Origin of the sequence: Stenotrophomonas sp. Sm2128, assembly GCF_030985535.1 — a bacterium.
GTDB lineage: Bacteria > Pseudomonadota > Gammaproteobacteria > Xanthomonadales > Xanthomonadaceae > Stenotrophomonas > Stenotrophomonas maltophilia.
Genome location: NZ_JAPTFQ010000002.1, coordinates 53,947 through 69,453, shown reverse-complemented (window position 1 = coordinate 69,453; position 15,507 = coordinate 53,947). Strand labels below are relative to the sequence as shown.

At 66.5% G+C, this 15,507-nt stretch carries 18 protein-coding genes and 1 tRNA gene; 5 read left to right on the top strand and 14 right to left on the bottom strand.

The window, feature by feature from the left end; translation table 11 throughout:
- Positions 1–72 precede the first annotated feature (72 nt).
- Positions 73–882 carry a hypothetical protein gene (locus tag O0K41_RS01230; protein ID WP_059034869.1) on the top strand — a complete coding sequence of 270 codons (810 nt, stop codon included), beginning with the start codon at positions 73–75 and terminating at the stop codon, positions 880–882.
- A 73-nt stretch (positions 883–955) separates the two neighbouring features.
- On the opposite strand, the gene O0K41_RS01225 is transcribed toward O0K41_RS01230, so the two are convergent.
- The 3 genes from O0K41_RS01225 to rocF form a co-directional block, all read right to left on the bottom strand.
- Complete coding sequence (locus O0K41_RS01225) at positions 956–1,177, bottom strand: CsbD family protein (RefSeq protein WP_004153772.1); 222 nt, start codon at positions 1,175–1,177, stop codon at positions 956–958.
- 209 nt (positions 1,178–1,386) lie between these two features.
- Positions 1,387–1,524 (bottom strand): entericidin A/B family lipoprotein, encoded by a 138-nt coding sequence (locus O0K41_RS01220; RefSeq protein ID WP_005407710.1) that lies wholly within the window; start codon positions 1,522–1,524, stop codon positions 1,387–1,389.
- Between the two features lie 160 nt (positions 1,525–1,684).
- On the bottom strand, positions 1,685–2,605 hold the full coding sequence (rocF, locus tag O0K41_RS01215) for an arginase (RefSeq protein WP_123959397.1): 921 nt from the start codon (positions 2,603–2,605) through the stop codon (positions 1,685–1,687).
- A gap of 130 nt (positions 2,606–2,735) precedes the next feature.
- Here rocF and O0K41_RS01210 point away from each other — a divergent pair, with 130 nt between their 5' ends.
- A complete protein-coding gene (locus tag O0K41_RS01210; protein WP_123959395.1) occupies positions 2,736–3,083 on the top strand; it encodes a hypothetical protein in 348 nt (115 codons plus the stop codon).
- Between the two features lie 21 nt (positions 3,084–3,104).
- Here the strand turns inward: O0K41_RS01210 and O0K41_RS01205 are convergent, their stop codons facing one another.
- Positions 3,105–3,875 (bottom strand): DUF3011 domain-containing protein, encoded by a 771-nt coding sequence (locus O0K41_RS01205; RefSeq protein ID WP_164222231.1) that lies wholly within the window; start codon positions 3,873–3,875, stop codon positions 3,105–3,107.
- A gap of 596 nt (positions 3,876–4,471) precedes the next feature.
- On the opposite strand from O0K41_RS01205, the gene O0K41_RS01200 reads away from it, so the two are divergent.
- Entirely contained in the window at positions 4,472–4,879 is a 408-nt protein-coding gene (locus O0K41_RS01200; protein ID WP_088436816.1) for a hypothetical protein, read from the top strand.
- A 492-nt stretch (positions 4,880–5,371) separates the two neighbouring features.
- Here the strand turns inward: O0K41_RS01200 and O0K41_RS01195 are convergent, their stop codons facing one another.
- The 6 genes from O0K41_RS01195 to birA form a co-directional block, all read right to left on the bottom strand.
- On the bottom strand, positions 5,372–6,124 hold the full coding sequence (locus O0K41_RS01195) for a hypothetical protein (RefSeq protein WP_049449487.1): 753 nt from the start codon (positions 6,122–6,124) through the stop codon (positions 5,372–5,374).
- Positions 6,124–7,053, bottom strand: coding sequence for a transglutaminase family protein (locus tag O0K41_RS01190; RefSeq protein ID WP_164222233.1), 930 nt, complete (start codon positions 7,051–7,053; stop codon positions 6,124–6,126). The genes O0K41_RS01195 and O0K41_RS01190 overlap by 1 nt, the downstream gene beginning before the upstream one ends.
- A 571-nt stretch (positions 7,054–7,624) precedes the next feature.
- Positions 7,625–7,700: transfer RNA gene (locus O0K41_RS01185), tRNA-Thr, on the bottom strand.
- A 40-nt stretch (positions 7,701–7,740) separates the two neighbouring features.
- Entirely contained in the window at positions 7,741–8,595 is an 855-nt protein-coding gene (locus O0K41_RS01180; protein WP_049449482.1) for an SPOR domain-containing protein, read from the bottom strand.
- Positions 8,596–8,604: 9 nt separating this feature from the next.
- On the bottom strand, positions 8,605–9,336 hold the full coding sequence (locus O0K41_RS01175; protein WP_049449480.1) for a type III pantothenate kinase: 732 nt from the start codon (positions 9,334–9,336) through the stop codon (positions 8,605–8,607).
- Positions 9,333–10,301: a bifunctional biotin--[acetyl-CoA-carboxylase] ligase/biotin operon repressor BirA gene (gene birA / locus O0K41_RS01170; RefSeq protein ID WP_049449478.1), complete on the bottom strand. Its 969-nt coding sequence runs from the start codon at positions 10,299–10,301 to the stop codon at positions 9,333–9,335. The genes O0K41_RS01175 and birA overlap by 4 nt, the downstream gene beginning before the upstream one ends.
- A gap of 144 nt (positions 10,302–10,445) precedes the next feature.
- On the opposite strand from birA, the gene O0K41_RS01165 reads away from it, so the two are divergent.
- A complete protein-coding gene (locus tag O0K41_RS01165; RefSeq protein WP_005407696.1) occupies positions 10,446–10,724 on the top strand; it encodes a hypothetical protein in 279 nt (92 codons plus the stop codon).
- Positions 10,691–11,482 (top strand): M90 family metallopeptidase, encoded by a 792-nt coding sequence (locus O0K41_RS01160; RefSeq protein WP_237398787.1) that lies wholly within the window; start codon positions 10,691–10,693, stop codon positions 11,480–11,482. The genes O0K41_RS01165 and O0K41_RS01160 overlap by 34 nt, the downstream gene beginning before the upstream one ends.
- 85 nt (positions 11,483–11,567) lie before the next feature.
- Here the strand turns inward: O0K41_RS01160 and O0K41_RS01155 are convergent, their stop codons facing one another.
- The 4 genes from O0K41_RS01155 to dusA form a co-directional block, all read right to left on the bottom strand.
- Positions 11,568–12,992 carry a sensor histidine kinase gene (locus O0K41_RS01155; protein ID WP_032953760.1) on the bottom strand — a complete coding sequence of 475 codons (1,425 nt, stop codon included), beginning with the start codon at positions 12,990–12,992 and terminating at the stop codon, positions 11,568–11,570.
- Between the two features lie 25 nt (positions 12,993–13,017).
- A complete protein-coding gene (locus tag O0K41_RS01150) occupies positions 13,018–13,701 on the bottom strand; it encodes a response regulator transcription factor (RefSeq protein ID WP_053461886.1) in 684 nt (227 codons plus the stop codon).
- A 73-nt stretch (positions 13,702–13,774) separates the two neighbouring features.
- Positions 13,775–14,149, bottom strand: coding sequence for a hypothetical protein (locus O0K41_RS01145; protein WP_005407693.1), 375 nt, complete (start codon positions 14,147–14,149; stop codon positions 13,775–13,777).
- 213 nt (positions 14,150–14,362) lie between these two features.
- Positions 14,363–15,394 (bottom strand): tRNA dihydrouridine(20/20a) synthase DusA, encoded by a 1,032-nt coding sequence (gene dusA / locus O0K41_RS01140; RefSeq protein ID WP_099604903.1) that lies wholly within the window; start codon positions 15,392–15,394, stop codon positions 14,363–14,365.
- Positions 15,395–15,507 lie beyond the last annotated feature (113 nt).

Genomic DNA, 15,507 nt, shown 5'->3' with positions numbered 1-15,507 from the left:
TTACCTTGCACGCCACCAACCCCGTCAGGGCCTGCGGCGCGTTCATTCACGCAACCCCGCTGGAGACGCCCGATGAAACGCCTGCTGCCCCTGCTGTTGATCCTGCCCCTGGCCGGCTTCCGCCCCGCCCCGGTGCCGCCGCCGGCCTACGAGGGCGGCCCCGTGCGCATGTCTCTGGTCGACCGCGACCGCGGCACCGAATTGCGCAGCTACCCCGCCGAGGGCCAGCGCTGGGTGGCCGGCGAGCGCGGCCACCGCTACGCCGTGCGCCTGTACAACGACAGCCCGCGCCGGGTGCTGGTGGTGCTGTCGGTAGACGGCGTCAACGCCATCTCCGGCGAGGATGCCGATCCGTCGCAGACCGGCTACGTGCTCAACCCCGGCCAGCGCGCCGACATCACCGGCTGGCGCAAGAGCCAGGATGAAGTGGCGCAGTTCGTGTTCAGCAGCCCCAGCGGCAGCTATGCCAGCCGCACCGGTCGCCCGGACAACGTCGGCGTGGTCGGCGTGGCGGTGTTCGAGGAAGCGCGCCGCTGGCGTCCGGATCCGATCCTGCGCCGCAGCCTGCCGCTGCCGGCACCGGCCCCGACGGCCGAAGCGGCGGCCGATGCCAGCGCCAGCAACAGCCGCATCGAGGGCTATGCCAGCAAGTCACAGGCCCCTGCGCTGGGCACCGGCCACGGCGCACGCGAGCAGTCGTCGGTACGCGATACCGACTTCGAACGCGCCAGCCGCAGCCCCGCGCAGGTTCTGCAGCTGCGCTACGACAGCGCCCGCAATCTGCGCGCGCGCGGCATCCTGGTCGATACACCGCCGTCGCGCCTGCCGCGCGAACCGCAGGCGTTCCCCAACCGCTATGTGCCGGACCCGCCGGCGCGTTGATCGGCCGCCCAGACAGCACAACGCCCGCAACCTCTCGGTGCGGGCGTTGTGCCGTGGGGGAAAACCGTAGCGCTTACTTGTAGTCCGGGTAGTCCTTGCTCACGGCATCCTGGAACTCACGGACTTCCTTCTCAGCGCGATCCTTGGCCCAGCCATAACGTTCCTGCAGGCGGCCGGCCAGATACTCGGCATTGCCTTCAGCCACATCGAAGTCGTCGTTGGTCAGATCGCCCCACTTGGCCTGGGCCTTGCCCTTCAGCTGCGACCACTTGCCGGAAATGATGTCTTTGTTCATTGCTGGGAGTCCTTGGTTGCAACGGCGTTCTTACCGTGGCTACAGCTTCGCGCAGCGGCTGTTGAGTGCCGGTCAACCGACCATGAAAGCACTGCTCACCTGCTTGAATGGTTCACTACGCTTCGACACGTACGCTGCAGAAAAAACGCGCAAGAAAAAAGGCCGGGGAGGTCCCCCCGGCCTTTTCTGCTTTCCGTTCCACTTCAGGCTCAACGGCCCTTGGCGGCATCCTCAACCTTTTCGCCAGCCTTCTGCACGTCCTTGCCGGCACCGGCAACGGTGTTGCAACCGGCCAGCAGGGCCACCGAGAACATCGACAACAGCATCAGGGCAACTACGCGCTTCATGGGCTTCTCCTTGGGTTCGCCGCTATACCGCTTCATTCGCGGATGGGGTTCGGTCGCTCGGCGGAAGGAGCCAATGCCACTGCCGCCGCGTGATGTGCAATCTGGCGGCAGGGGCGTGGAGCGCGTGTGAACGGATCATCGATCCGTTCAGGCGGAGAGCTCAGTCGCGCATCAGGGTGGACTTGCCGAACAGGCTTTCGACCAGGTCCACGGCCAGTTCGGCGGTAGCATTCTGCTTGTCCAGCAAGGGGTTGAGCTCGACGATGTCCAGCGAACCCATGCGCCCGGTGTCGGCAATCATCTCCATCACCAGCTGCGCCTCGCGGTAGTTCACCCCGCCCGGCACGGTGGTGCCGACGCCCGGTGCGATGCTCGGGTCGAGGAAATCCACATCGAAGCTGACATGCAGGTGGGTGTTCTCGTCGATGCCCGCCAGTGCTGCTTCGACCGCGCGCTTCATGCCGTTCTCGTCGATGTAGCGCATGTCATAGACATCCACCTTGTGGGTCTTGATCAGGCGCTTCTCTTCCGGGTCCACCGAACGGATGCCGATCTGGTGCATCTGCGCCGGGGTGATCGCCGGTGCGCTGCCGCCCAGGCGGGTCAGCGCGTCCGGGCCGAGGCCGCACAGACAGGCCACCGGCATGCCGTGGATGTTGCCCGAGGGGGTGACATCACTGGTGTTGAAATCCGAGTGCGCATCCAGCCACAGCACACGCAGGGTCTTGCCCTGCTCGCGGCACCAGCGTGCGACGGCGGTGATCGAACCGATGCCCAGGCAATGGTCGCCGCCGAGCATGATCGGCATGCGCCCGGCCTGCAGCTCGGCGTAGCTGGCTTCCATCAGCGCGTGGTTCCACGCCACCACTTCATCCAGGTGGCGGTAGCCTTCCACCGGCGCGGTCCACGGGTTGCGCGGGCCATCCAGGTTGCCCACGTCGCGCACGTCCACGCCGCGCGCTTCCAGCGCCTCCGGCAGCCCAGCCACGCGCAGCGCTTCCGGGCCAAGCCGTGCACCGCGATGGCCGGCACCCACGTCTGTGGGAACGCCAATCAGGGATACGGAGATGGGATGGGCCATGGGTGCCTCCTGCGGGGGAAAAAGAAGCACAGTCTAGCCAGAGCTGTGTGACACCACTCGCGGCGGTGCAGCAGTGACTTTGCATGGCATGATGCCGCGCGGACCTGCCCCCGCTTCATGGAAGATTGCGATGTCGCCCTTCATCAACACCGCCTGGCCTCGCTTCTTCATGGGCGCGCTGCCCATCGCCGTTTTTGCCGTTCTGTTGAGCAGCTCGATCGATGCGTCGCCGAACGGCTGGCTGATGCAGGCGATGCTGCTGCTGACGCCATTCTCGTCTCTGGTGTTCCTCGGGTTGGGTTGGCAGCGTCTGCGCAACGCACACGCTGAATATCCGATCCTGAAGAGCGAGCCGCAGCGGATGCTGACGGCGTTGATCGGCAACGTGAAGGTGGCCGCGCTGTGGTTCGGCCTGACCATCGTCGGCATGTTCGCCCTGATCCTGGCGTGGGTGCTGCTGTACAGGTCCGGCGGCTGACGCCGGATCTGCCCCTCGCGCTCAGCGTCCGCGGCGGCGCACCGGCGTCACGCCCTGCACCTGGCCGTTGTTGCGCATCATGCACAGGAAGCGGCCATCGGGGTAATCAATGATCAGTTCCTGGTAATCGCTGCCCACCGGCATCTGGGTGACCAGAGCGCCCTGCGCGACCTTGCGCATGTTGCAGGCGCCCAACGCGGTATCGCCTGCCGGCGCGGGGGTAGTCACCGAGGACACATTGCGGAACACCGCGCGGCAGCCGCCATTGACCCACACAGAGTGCCGCGACAGGCCCCAGTTCTTGCCTTCCTCGCAGCGGGTGCGGCTGAGCTGGCGCACGATTTCCACATTGCCACGGGTATTCAGATCGCACGACACCTGTTGCTGGCCGGTGGATTCGCAAGTGACTTCGCGCGGCAGCGCGGCATCCCCGGCGGCAGCGTCGCCAGGGCGGGCGCTGTTTGTGGCGGGCGCGGGCGCACCGCTGCTACTGACCTGGCAGATGCCATTGGCGCCGCCTCGGCCGGTGTAGCTGACCTGCGGCGAGCCGTCATCATTGCGGCTGATCGACAGGGTGATGCCGCTGTTGACATCGCGTGCTTCGAAATAGCGGTCGTTGAAACGTTTCAACGCCGTCTCGCGGCCCTGCACGTAGACCGGCCCGCCTTCATCAGCGTGCACATCGATACCGCCCGGGCAGCTGGCGTTGAAGAACGGCACGGCGGCCATGGCCGGGGCTGCGAACGCGGCGGACAACAATGCGACGGTGAGCGGCAGGGCGTGGCGACGCATGTGCGGATCCTGAAGGGGCCCAGGATGGGCGTGTGGCGGCAGTATGCGGTGGAGCGCTGCGGGCTGTCCGTGAGGAATATCAAGATCCGGGTGGCACGCGTGGGGATTCATGTCTGGTAGGGTGTTCTGGAAGCCTTGCCGGGGAAGTTAAGCCAGCTTTACTTCCGGGGCCATGAAATGCCGTGCGAGAGCAATGACGCATCAGGATTCATCGTTGGTTGCAGCCCCGCGCGATATGTCGCTTCTGGCATTGCACTGCTCGAATCAGGCCAAACGCGATAATTCATTTTTCCTTTCAGATCACCCGATGCCATCGAAACAAACGACTGGCAGGCGGGGATTTCGCGTGCGCATGATGAATCGCCACCTGCAAAGGTGGTCGGGACTTCCAAGCCCGTTTAATCGAAGCTGTATACGCTTGCCAGCCGGCGCCGTCTTCCCAAAAGCGGCGTCGGCTGGCAATCCGTTCGCCAATCGACGGCGGGCGGTGCGTGGGGGCCCTGTGCCCACCGGCTCATCGATTTCCGGTCTTGGAAGCCACGCATCGCCCGCCACCCTCTTCGGGTGGCACCTCTGTTGCCGACGAGGACGCCCGCATGCCCAAGACCCATCACCCGTACCTGACCGCCACCCTGGGCGAGGCCGCGCTGCGCCTGCCGCCCGAACTGGCGCAGCCGTTGGAAGCCGCTTTCGCCGCCGCCAACGAGGCGCCCGCGCCGATCAACCTGCCCGGCTGCCTGCAGCGCATCCAGGCCGGTGACGCCGCCGATGGACAGCCGTGGACGGGGCCGGCAGGCACACCTGGTGAAGCGGTGGCTGCCGCTCGCAGGGATCGCGCCGCAGTGGGCCTGGTGTCGTTGCTGGAGCTGTACCACGCCGCCGAGCGCGTGCGCGTGGATGGGGAAGAGAAAGACGATATCGGCGACGGTGCGCGCGAAGGGCTGATGCTGGCCTGCCGGGGGCTGGCCGAGTATGTGGCGTTGCAGGTGCGTGGGGCTCGGTAGTGCGGAACATTGGGGCCATCAGCGCGAAGCTTCACGACGTCGCAAGCCCCGCTCTCAGCCGGAACTACCGTGCACAGTAGTAGGGATAAACGGGAAACGAGAGCGAGCGAACCGGGTCAACTGCGATGACCTCGGCATCACCGAATGCGGCGTAGGCAACGCTTGCCCGCAAGGTCTGGCCTGGCTCCAAGCGAACTTCACCACATCCTCCGGGGCAGTAGGTGGTCATAGCTGCCTTCGGATGTAGAGGTCCCGTGGTTGTGGTCAAGACAGCGCCTTCGTACCCCATCGGAAATGTACCGTCTTCGGCAGGCCAGCCTTCTTTCGAAAGGCACAAGGGCGCGCCAACGGCAGACGCCAAGGCTACGTCGTATCGTTTCTTCGCCGGGTTATCCACCACCGAAACCCTGAAATCCTGAGGTTCCGCGCGTCGAAATGGGCTGGCGCAGGCAGCTATCGCCACGCATAGCAAGGTGACTGCCAGAATCCTGCTCATCGAGCGTGGTCCATGATGTGGTCAGGATTGATAAGGCGCTGCTGGCTGGGCAGCGTCTTGAAGATTTTCTGTTGCAGGGGGGATCCGAACTTGTAGGCCACGTCGCCATTGAAGAACTGGTCCTTGTACCCCAGCACGGCATGCCCGACTTCGTGACCCGCGCCCCAAGCCAACCTCGACGGATCATTGAAACTGGCGTGCGTGGTGTTGACGATGACCATTTTCGGCCCGGTGGAAGGCACGCCCCCCAACGTATCTGCACCAACCCCATAAGCCGCATTGATTTGCGCACCCGTCATGCCATTGGCTGGAATGGCGCCCGCACTGGTATCCCGCAATGCCGCAGCCATTGAGCTCATATCTGAGGCAGCTTTCGCCATGTTCTCTGGAGTGGCTGAGCCAGCACCGAAGTTGCGTTGGAAAGACTTCTCCGCACGCTGGAGTGCTTTGCCCCCTTCGGCCAGTGCACCGTTGATCTTGCCCGCCGCTTTCTCCAAGCTGCCAGCGGCGCTCTGCTGGGCGCGGTCGAACTGATTCCATTGCCTGTCCGTCCAGCCGGTACCACGGGACAGGCGCCCGTCCGGGTCGGTAAAGCTATAGGGATTGTTGTTCCCATACCAGTAGCGGTTGTAGTTGGCGCCCGTATTTGGATCGGCTTGTACGGGATCGGCTGAAACGAACCGGGCCGACGCACTGGAAGCGATGGCGCACAGCGCCACGGTCAACAGCCCTGGAATGGCAATGCGCATCACAGTCCTCTTCTCGCGCGTTCGCGCTGGATGGATTGTAGGTAGCTGGCTTCCTGCTCCGGCGTTTTCTGCGTCCAACCAAGTGATTCGGCCTTGGCAAGCCATGCCAGATTCTCGCGAGTCAAACGGTGAAATTCCCCGTGCAACTCAGGTGGCAGATCTTCCGCATTCGAATACCTGGAGCGGATGCGTTGCTGGGTCTGGATGTAGTAGGCATTCGCCTTCCATATCATCGCTACCGGGTCCTTCGGATTGGCGGCCAGCGCCAGATCGGCCACGGCCATGAGCGCATCGGCGTCCTTCTTCGCCCCGTAGTGCTCCATCAGTGTGCTGGCGATGGCGCCTATCCCTTCGTGCGGCAGCAGCGGGCGCAAGTAAAGTCCATTGTCCAATGACGCCTCGGTGATCCCCGTTTCATGCTGGTAGCTGCCGTCGTATTTGAAGCCGCCCGCAGTGGCTTCAACGTTCAACCACATCTGCTGCTCGTCGTCGGCGAACTTCACCAGCAGGTGATTGGGCGCCGTAGCAAGCGCGACAGTCAGCCCCAGCCGCTGGCCCAGGATGACAAAGAGAATGGGCATTGAGACGCAGTTGCCCTTGCGCGTGGCCAAGTAGGTAGCTAGCTGCTTGTTCTTCGGATTCTTACCCAGTGGGTCCGACAGGTCGTAGGTAAAAGGCTTCCCCTGGTTCCACTCGCCCGGCATGTAAAGCGTCTTGAGCAAAGCGTCGAGGACCTGTCGCGCCGTCGGGTTGCCAGGCACATTGCCGCGTACAGCGTGCTCCCACTGATCGACTTGCCGACGCACTGCCACAGTGTCATTGGACGGATCAATGATGCTATCCACTACCAGCTTGGCGGCGACATAGTCGACACGATCGTCAGGCAGTTGAAACTGGGCATGCAAGGGCGAAGGGTCATCAGCGGCCAAGGCAAGCGGGGCCAGAGCAAACAAACACGCGCCCCAAGCCCGTTCGATCCATCGGCGGCTTGCCTGTCTCCCCATGGCATTCCCTTCCCTTGCCCTCTAATGATCCTATGCGCTGTCAACGGCCACTGTCCAATTGCCACCCTCGACCTGCAGGCAGACGCCCGACTCTTCAACGGCGAAGTTATCCCCCAAAGGATGACGCTCTTGTCGCCCGACATGAAGCCCAGGGGGCCGATGTACCCGCCACACTCATTCTTGGCGTTGGCCCGGCCACAGGCGACGATGCCGAACTCCTCAGTGAAGTTGGCGCACACGTCCCGGACCTGCACGGCGTCCGGGTCCCAAGGGGGCCCGTGAACGGGCCGGCGTGTCGCAGGTCGATCTGGCCGAACGGCTGGGCAACACGCAGACGCTCGTGTCGAAATGCGAGCGCGGGGACGTCGGATAGAGGCCGGGAGCGGATCAAGTTCTCCGAAGCGCTCGGCCTGCTGGGCGAGTACCTCGAGCAGCGCGCTGCCAGACTCCAGCCGAAGTCCAGAAAGAGCAAAGCAAAGGGGCGCTGACTGTACGATGGTGCCGCTTATCCGAATCGAACGGATGACCTACTGTTTACAAGACAGTTGCTCTACCAACTGAGCTAAAGCGGCATGGGGGATGCACCGGCGGCAGCGCCGCGGTCAGGGGATTCTAGCGCAACCTTGCGCATTCCAGCGACCGGCTCTGTGCCGCCCCGCTGCGCTGCTGGGCCTGGGCCGGCTGCGTGCCTGCCGCCAGCTGCCCTTCCAGCCACCACTGGCCGGCGTCGCCGCTGGCGACAAGGCGCGGCTGGAAGCCGGCGGCCTGCACCGCCGCCATGCGCCGCTCGGCGCCTTCGCGGTTGCGGTACTGGCCCAGCGCCACGGCGTTGGCCTCCTCGCCTTGGCTGATGATGTAGTAGTCGCTCAGGCCAGCGGCGACGATGCGTTTCACGGTGGCCTGGGCTTCTTCGCGGTTGGCGGCGGCCGGCAGCATCACCCGGTAACGGGCACTGCCGCTGGCAGCGGGCTGTTCGCGTAGGCGCACCTGGCTGAGCAGCGTGCTGGCCTTGCCCTGCGCACTGGTAGCGGCGGCGCGGTCGGCGAACGGGCCCAGCGCAACGCAGCGCGGCGGCTCGGCGGCCGCGGGCGGGGTTGCGGGCTTTTCCGGCGCCGGGGTCGGGGTCGGTGCAGGCGGTGTTGCCGGTTTGGCAGCGGCCGCAACCGGCGTAGCCTCAGCTACCTGCGGCTTGGGAATTTCCGGCTTGGCCGGCACAGCCGGCGCCGGCGTCGCAGCCACTGCGGTCTTCTCCGCCGGTTCGCGCTCCATCAACGGCGCGGTCGGCGCGGCGGCCGTGGCTTCGGCGGCCGCAGCGGCATCCACGCCACCGGGCACCCAGCGCAGCTCGGCCACGCCGGCCGGTTGCGGCGGCGGCGCAGGCTTCTGCGGCGCATCGCGCAGCAGCCACCAGCAGGCGACGCCAAGATTGAGGATGGCCAGTACGACGATCAGGGCACGGGTCAGCATGCGCGGATACTAGCCTGCGGGCTGGTGCACCGCCCAGCGGGCGAGGCCATCCAGCACCAGCGAGGGGTGGTAATCCGCGCCGGGCAGCAACGGCATCAGCGCCGGTGCGCCGCCACCATGCACCAGCAGCGACGGTGCCACGCCCAGCAGCGTGTGCGCCTGCTGTGCGCTGCGTTCGATCAGTGCCACGGCCGCACCATCGCAGCCGGAGGCGAGCGCGTCGGCGGTGTCATTGGCGAATTCGCTGTAGTCACCGCCGGTAGCCGGCAGCTGCACCGCGCGGGCATGCAGTGCTTCGCGCATGGTGGTGGGCGATGCGGAAATGCGGCCACCGTGGTGCTGGCCGTTGGCGTCGAGCAGATCGATCGTCAGTGCGGTGCCCACCCCGACCACCAGCACCGGGCGCTGCGCCTTGGCCGCAGCCAGCAGGGCCAGGAAGCGGTCCACACCGAATTTTTCGGGCTTGGCATAGGCAATGCGCACACCGGCGCATTCGGCGCTGGTACGCACCACGTGCACGTGCTCGAAGCGACGCTGCAGCTGGTCCAGCATGGCGCTGGTCAGCGACGGTGCGGCCACGCTGGCCACGAACGCGGTGGTGCCGCTGGGCAGGCTGTGCGGCGGCTGTCCGGCCATGCCTTCGGCGCCATGCGCCCAGGCCTGCACGTCACCGGCACGGTCGCCCTGCAACGGCGCGAACTTGAAGCGCGAGTTGCCGAGGTCGAACAACCAATCGCTCATGCCGCCCTCACGCTGACTTCGCCGGCGTGCAGCAGGCGCTCGCGGCCATCGATGCGCACGCGCAGTGCGCCGTCATCGGCGAGGCCAAGCGCGGTACCGTGCTGCCACTGCCCTTCCAGTTCCACCCGTACTTCGCGACCGGCCAGCATGTCGAACGCGGCGTAGCGCGGCAGGAACGGAGCGAGGCCTTCGCGATCGAATTCTTCCAGTGCCGGCAGCAGGCGTGCCAGCACGGCAGCAACCACCGCGTTGCGGTCCACCGGCTTGCCGGCCAGCGTGTCCAGGTCCACCCACGGCTGGGTGATCTGCTCGGCGAAGGACGGCGGCATGTGCGTGTTGATGCCGATGCCGATCACCGCGCGCGCCGGGCCGGCGTATTCGCCACCGCCTTCTGCGAGCAGGCCGACCAGCTTGCGCTTGCCATCGACAATCAGGTCGTTCGGCCACTTCAGCTGCGCCTGGGTGTAGCCCAGGTCGTGCAGCGCTTCGGCCACGGCGATGCCGGCCACCAGGCTCAGCCCGGCCAGGCGACCGAGGCCACCGGAGAACAGCCGCAGCACCGACAGGTAGATATGCGCGGCCAGCGGCGACGCCCACGTACGGCCGCGACGGCCGCGGCCGCCGGTCTGGCGCTCGGCCAGCAGGACGCTCACCCCGCGCTGGGGCGCGCTGCAACGCAGCAATTCGGCGTTGGTCGAGTCCACTGTCCAAGCGACCTGCAGGTCGTGCAGCAGGGCTTGGACGCCGGCAGGCAAGCCGGCACGGATCGCATCAGGGTCCAGCAGGTCGACCGGGCGGGTCAGGCCATAGCCCTCCCCTGCACGGCCCTCGATGTCCACACCGGCGGCTCTAAGTCCTTGAATACGCTTCCAAATGGCCGCCCGGGTCTGGCCCAGCTCACGGGCCAGGGCGTCGCCGGAGAGGCGACCGGCAGCGAGTTTGGCCAGCAGTTGGCGGTCGTCCACGGCAGCTTCCACGAAGTCAGGAAGGAATTATGCGGGAAAGCCGCCAGCGGCGCCCGCCACGCTGGGTTCCGCGGGGGCTTCCAACGGGGCGCCGGGTTCGGGCTAGAATCGGGAACTCACCTTCCCTTAACGTGGATGTCGTCAATGCGCCGTTATGCCCATTGCCTGATCCTGCTGACGATGCCCTTCGCGGCGTCTGCGACGGCAGCGCTGGACGACAGCCGCGGCGCCTGCGTGTCCTCCAACGGCGATGCCGCTTCGCAGCGTGCACCGACCGCGACCGCTTCGGCCGCCACCACCAAGCCGGCACCGGTCCGCCCGGCAGCCAGCACCAGCACGGGCGGCGGTGGCAGCGACGACGACGTGCTGCAGCGCATCCGCGCACCGAAGTGGCACAGCTACCTACCGGGAATGTTCCGCTGATCAAGTCGTTGCTGCAGTGGCTGCGGCCTGCACCGCGGCCGATCGACGATGTACTGTGGAATGAGGCCTGCCGCCGCGCCGCCTGGCTGCACGGTCTGGACGACGATCGCCGCGCGCGATTGCGCCTGCTGGCCACGCGCTTCCTGCACGAGAAGACCATTACCCCGATCGGCGAGCTGCAGCTGGAGGCCGGCGATGGCGTGCTGCTGGCGGCGCTGTGCTGCCTGCCGCTGCTGGAGTTCGGCGAGGTGGGTCTGGAAGGCTGGTCACAGCTGATCGTCTACCCCGATGCATTCCGCGTACATCGCCGCCACATGGATGCGGCCGGCGTACTGCATGAGTGGGATGACGAACTGATTGGCGAGTCGTGGGACAGCGGTCCGTTGATCCTGTCGTGGGCCGATGTGCAGGCCGACCTGGCGACGCCGCACGAGGGCTACTGCGTGGCGGTGCACGAGATGGTGCACAAGCTGGATGCGCTGGATGGTGCGATGGACGGCACGCCGCCACTGCCGCGCGAGTGGCAGCGCGAGTGGGCAGCCACCTTCCAGCGTTCCTACGATGCCTTCTGCGCGCAGGTGGATGCCGGCGAGGAAACGTTGATCGACCCGTACGCGGCCGAGGCGCCGGAAGAGTTCTTCGCGGTGGCCAGCGAGTATCACTTCTCGGCACCGGATCTGCTGCAGCAGGCGTTGCCGGAGGTCGCCGCGCAGCTGCAGCGGTTCTATGGCGAGCCGCCGAAGATCGAAACACGGTAGTGCCGGCCGCTGGCCGGCAACCTCATGATCTTCGATGGCATTGCTTGGTTGCCGGCCAGCGGCCGGCACTACCGATCAACGAGGTTTACGGCCCCGGCGGCAAACGCACTTCGAAACGGGCGCCGCCCAGTTCGCTGGAACGGCCGACGGCCAGTTCGCCGCGGTAATCCTTGATCAGGTCCTGCACGATCGACAGGCCGATGCCGTGGCCCTGCACGCGCTCGTCGCCACGCACACCACGCTGCAGCACCTTGCCGATGTCGTCCGGGGCGATACCCGGGCCATCGTCGTCCACCGCCAGCAGCAGGCCTGCGCGGCGCGCGTTCGGTGCCGGCAGCGGCTGCGCGGTCAGCAGCACGCGGCGGTTGGCCCACTTGAAGGCGTTTTCCAGCAGGTTGCCGAGCAGTTCCTGCAGGTCGCCCGGTTCGCCGTGGAAGCGCGCGGCCGGATCGATGTCGAACTCGCACAGCACGCCCTTGGAGGCGTAGACCTTCTCCAGGCCACGTACGATTTCCTCGGCGTTGGACTCGATCGGCAGCGGCGCGGAGAACAGCTTGTGGCCCGACGACGCAGCACGTGCCAGCTGGTACGAAACCAGGTTGTTCATGCGCTGCAGCTGCACGTCCAGCTCTTCGCGCAGCGCGCCATCGCCCGCGCCGCTGTCCATCTGCGTGCGCAGCACCGCAATGGGCGTCTTCAGGCTGTGTGCCAGGTCGGCCAGGGTGTTGCGCTGGCGCTCGAGGTTCTCGCGCTCGCTTTCAATGAAGGCGTTGATGCTGTCGGTCAGCGGTTCCAGCTCGCGCGGGTGGCGCTCGCTCATGCGCTCGGTCTCGCCGCGCTGCACCTTGGTCAGCTCGGTGATCACCCGGCGCAGCGGACGCAGGCTCCACTGCAGGATGACGGTCTGCAGCAGCAGCAGGATCAGGCCGATGCCGCCCAGGTAGAACCAGACACGGCCACGGAACACGCGCAGCTGCGCACCCAACGCGCGCGAGTCTTCCATCACATAGATGGTGTACGGGAATTCGGTGGCCGGGTCGGCGTCGGCGTCCCACACCAGGCCCAGGCCATAGCGGTACACCGAACCCTGGCTGCCGTCGATCTGGATCATCGGCAGCGGGCCTTCGAACACTTCCTGGCGCGGTGCCAGCAGGCCGCCGCCGACGGTGGGCAGCATCGGGCCTTCGGCGGACATCGAATTGCCCTTGCCGTGCGGCATCACCACCTGCAGGTACAGGCCACTGCCCGGCACGTCGAAGCGCGAATCCGGCGGCTGCTCGCGGATGTACAGCGAGCGGTCACGGGTGAAGTCGATGCCGGCCGCGTACGCGGTGGCGTAGTTCTTCAGGCGCTCACGCAGGTTCGCCTTCGCCGTATCGGCGAAGGCGGCGTCGAGTGCGTAACCGGCCAGGGCCAGGAACGCGACCAGGCCCACGGACGCGGCAAGCATCTGGCGCGCCTGCAGGGAGCGCGGCCGCCAGCGTCGGAAGAACCACAGACGGCCGGACATCATGGTCTCGCCAGGCTGAGCCGGCTCAGCCCTCGTTGCGCGGAATCGCGAAACGGTAGCCGCGGCCGCGCACGGTCTCGATCGGCTTCAGTTCGCCATCCGGGTCCAGCTTCTTGCGCAGGCGGCCGATGAACACTTCCAGCACGTTCGAGTCGCGGTCGAAGTCCTGCTGGTAGATGTGCTCGGTGAGGTCGGCCTTGGAGACCAGTTCACCGGCGTGCATCATCAGGTACTCCAGCACCTTGTATTCGTAGCTGGTCAAGTCGACATTGCTGCCGGCCACGCTGACGGTCTGCGCAGCCAGGTCCAGGGCGACCGGGCCGCATTCCAGCGTCGGCTTGCTCCAGCCGGCGGCGCGGCGCAGCAGCGCGTTGACGCGGGCCAGCAGCTCTTCGACGTGGAACGGCTTGACCAGGTAGTCGTCGGCGCCCTGCTTCAGGCCTTCGACCTTGTCCTGCCAGCTCGAACGCGCGGTCAGGATCAGCACCGGGAACTTCTTGCCTTTGTCACGCAGGGCCTTGATCAGCTCCATGCCCGACATCTTGGGCAGGCCGAGGTCGATGATGCCGACATCGAACGGAACTTCGCGCCCCATGTAGAGGCCTTCCTCGCCGTCCTGCGCAGCATCGACGGCAAAGCCTTCGCGCTTGAGCCGGGCTGCCAGGGTCTCACGCAGCGGGGCTTCGTCTTCGACCAGAAGGATACGCATGAACTCTCCCTAGTGTCCTGGGTGTGGCCCGGAGGCCTGTGGGGTACGGGTTGATAGCGACAACTATCCCTGTTCAGGGGTTATCGCCGCGTAGTGATGACATATCCGACCGCGGCGTGCGCGGCTGTGAACGCGACGGTGCGGGGTCGTCCATGTAGCGGACCCGGCCCCGGTCGTCCATGTACTTCACCCGGTTGATGTCACGCCCATCGAACGGCACGCGCTCGGCGCCGAGGATGTGGCCGCCGGTGGTGCGCTGCACGCGGCGCACGGCATCGGACAGCGAGCGCTCGTCGCCACGGCCACCGCGCTCGCCCCGCTCCATCATCTCCGCGCGCCCCTGATCGCCACGCGGCGGCTGTTGCGCCAGCGCCGAAGACAGCGGCGCAGCCGCCAGCACCACGCAGGTGGCCAGGGCAATGCGGCGATGGAAGGGAGCGGAAGACATCGATGCGATCCTAGCCGAGCACGGCGATTCGTTCAAAAGTCGTAAATCCGGGAGCCGGGTTCGGGACCCGGCGCTTTACAAATCCTTTGCAAATTCTTGGTTTGGGGCAGTGAATCCGGTCTGAACTTTTCCGGCCCTGCGCTCGCGTCGTTCATCTAGGTGAACATTCGGGACGAATCGCCGCCCCTTGTCAAGTCAGGACCGTGACCGACGTCACGCCGCGGCGCGATCAGCTTCGCGTTCGGTGACCGCCAGGGCCTGTTCGATCAGGCTCCAGCCGGCGCCGGGGCGGTGTGCGCCCTCGCTCAGCACCTGGCGGAAGGCGCGACCACCGGGCTGGCCATGGAACAGGCCGAGCAGGTGGCGGGTGATGTGCTTCAGCGCCAGGCCTTCGCCCAGCCGCGCATCGATGTAGGGGCGCATCGCGCGCAGCAGGTCACCACGTGCCTGTAGCGGGGCGCCGGTGTGCAGCGCCTCCAGCTGATGCAGCAGATAGGGGTCGTGATAGGCCGCCCGGCCCAGCATCACGCCATCGACGTGCGCGGCCTGCGCCTGTACCGCCTCGATGCTGGCCAGGCCACCGTTGATAACCACCGGCAGCGCCGGGCGCTCCTGCTTCAGGCGGTAGGCCCAGTCGTACTTCAGCGGCGGAACCTCGCGGTTCTCCTTCGGCGACAGGCCCTTCAGCCACGCGTTGCGCGCATGCACCACCACCATCGCCGCACCAGCGGCGACCTGGCGGTCGACGAAGCTGGCAAACACGTCGTAGTCGTTGTCCTCGTCCACGCCCAGGCGGCACTTCACCGTTACCGGGATGTCGACCGCATCGACCATGGCCGCCACGCACTCGGCCACCAGTACCGGCTCGCGCATCAGGCAGGCGCCGAAACGCCCGGCCTGCACGCGGTCGGACGGGCAGCCGCAGTTGAGGTTGACCTCGTCGTATCCCCACTCGGCGGCAATGCGCGCAGCCTGCGCCAGCAGGGCCGGATCGCTGCCGCCCAGCTGCAGCGCCAGCGGCTGTTCGCTGCGGTCGAAGCCGAGCAGGCGCTCGCGGTCGCCGTGGATGACCGCGTTGGCGTGCACCATCTCCGTGTACAGGCGTGCACCCGGCGCCAGCACGCGATGGAACACGCGGCAATGGCGGTCGGTCCAGTCCATCATCGGGGCAACGGACAGGCGCAGGGAATCAGCGTAACGGGCGGTGGCGGACGTCATCGGGGTGTTGATCGTGGAGACTGGCATTGCCAGTGAGATCAATAGTTTACACCGCTCGGCTGAATGGCGGCGGCTGGCGCCCGGATAGCGCTGGGGCGCCCGGGCCCAAGGGCCGTCCGCAGGCCGGGCGGCGCCACCCC

Bases quoted from the DNA above. Each gene is read 5' to 3' on its own strand.
- O0K41_RS01210 (WP_123959395.1), top strand. From the start codon at position 2,736: ATGTCGCCCTTCATCAACACCGCCTGGCCTCGCTTCTTCATGGGCGCG.
- O0K41_RS01230 (WP_059034869.1), top strand. From the start codon at position 73: ATGAAACGCCTGCTGCCCCTGCTGTTGATCCTGCCCCTGGCCGGCTTC.
- O0K41_RS01165 (WP_005407696.1), top strand. From the start codon at position 10,446: ATGCGCCGTTATGCCCATTGCCTGATCCTGCTGACGATGCCCTTCGCG.
- O0K41_RS01205 (WP_164222231.1), bottom strand. From the start codon at position 3,875: ATGCGTCGCCACGCCCTGCCGCTCACCGTCGCATTGTTGTCCGCCGCG.
- dusA (WP_099604903.1), bottom strand. From the start codon at position 15,394: ATGCCAGTCTCCACGATCAACACCCCGATGACGTCCGCCACCGCCCGT.
- O0K41_RS01225 (WP_004153772.1), bottom strand. From the start codon at position 1,177: ATGAACAAAGACATCATTTCCGGCAAGTGGTCGCAGCTGAAGGGCAAG.
- O0K41_RS01150 (WP_053461886.1), bottom strand. From the start codon at position 13,701: ATGCGTATCCTTCTGGTCGAAGACGAAGCCCCGCTGCGTGAGACCCTG.
- O0K41_RS01220 (WP_005407710.1), bottom strand. From the start codon at position 1,524: ATGAAGCGCGTAGTTGCCCTGATGCTGTTGTCGATGTTCTCGGTGGCC.
- O0K41_RS01200 (WP_088436816.1), top strand. From the start codon at position 4,472: ATGCCCAAGACCCATCACCCGTACCTGACCGCCACCCTGGGCGAGGCC.
- O0K41_RS01145 (WP_005407693.1), bottom strand. From the start codon at position 14,149: ATGTCTTCCGCTCCCTTCCATCGCCGCATTGCCCTGGCCACCTGCGTG.
- O0K41_RS01180 (WP_049449482.1), bottom strand. From the start codon at position 8,595: ATGCTGACCCGTGCCCTGATCGTCGTACTGGCCATCCTCAATCTTGGC.
- O0K41_RS01175 (WP_049449480.1), bottom strand. From the start codon at position 9,336: ATGAGCGATTGGTTGTTCGACCTCGGCAACTCGCGCTTCAAGTTCGCG.
- O0K41_RS01155 (WP_032953760.1), bottom strand. From the start codon at position 12,992: ATGTCCGGCCGTCTGTGGTTCTTCCGACGCTGGCGGCCGCGCTCCCTG.
- O0K41_RS01195 (WP_049449487.1), bottom strand. From the start codon at position 6,124: ATGCGCATTGCCATTCCAGGGCTGTTGACCGTGGCGCTGTGCGCCATC.
- rocF (WP_123959397.1), bottom strand. From the start codon at position 2,605: ATGGCCCATCCCATCTCCGTATCCCTGATTGGCGTTCCCACAGACGTG.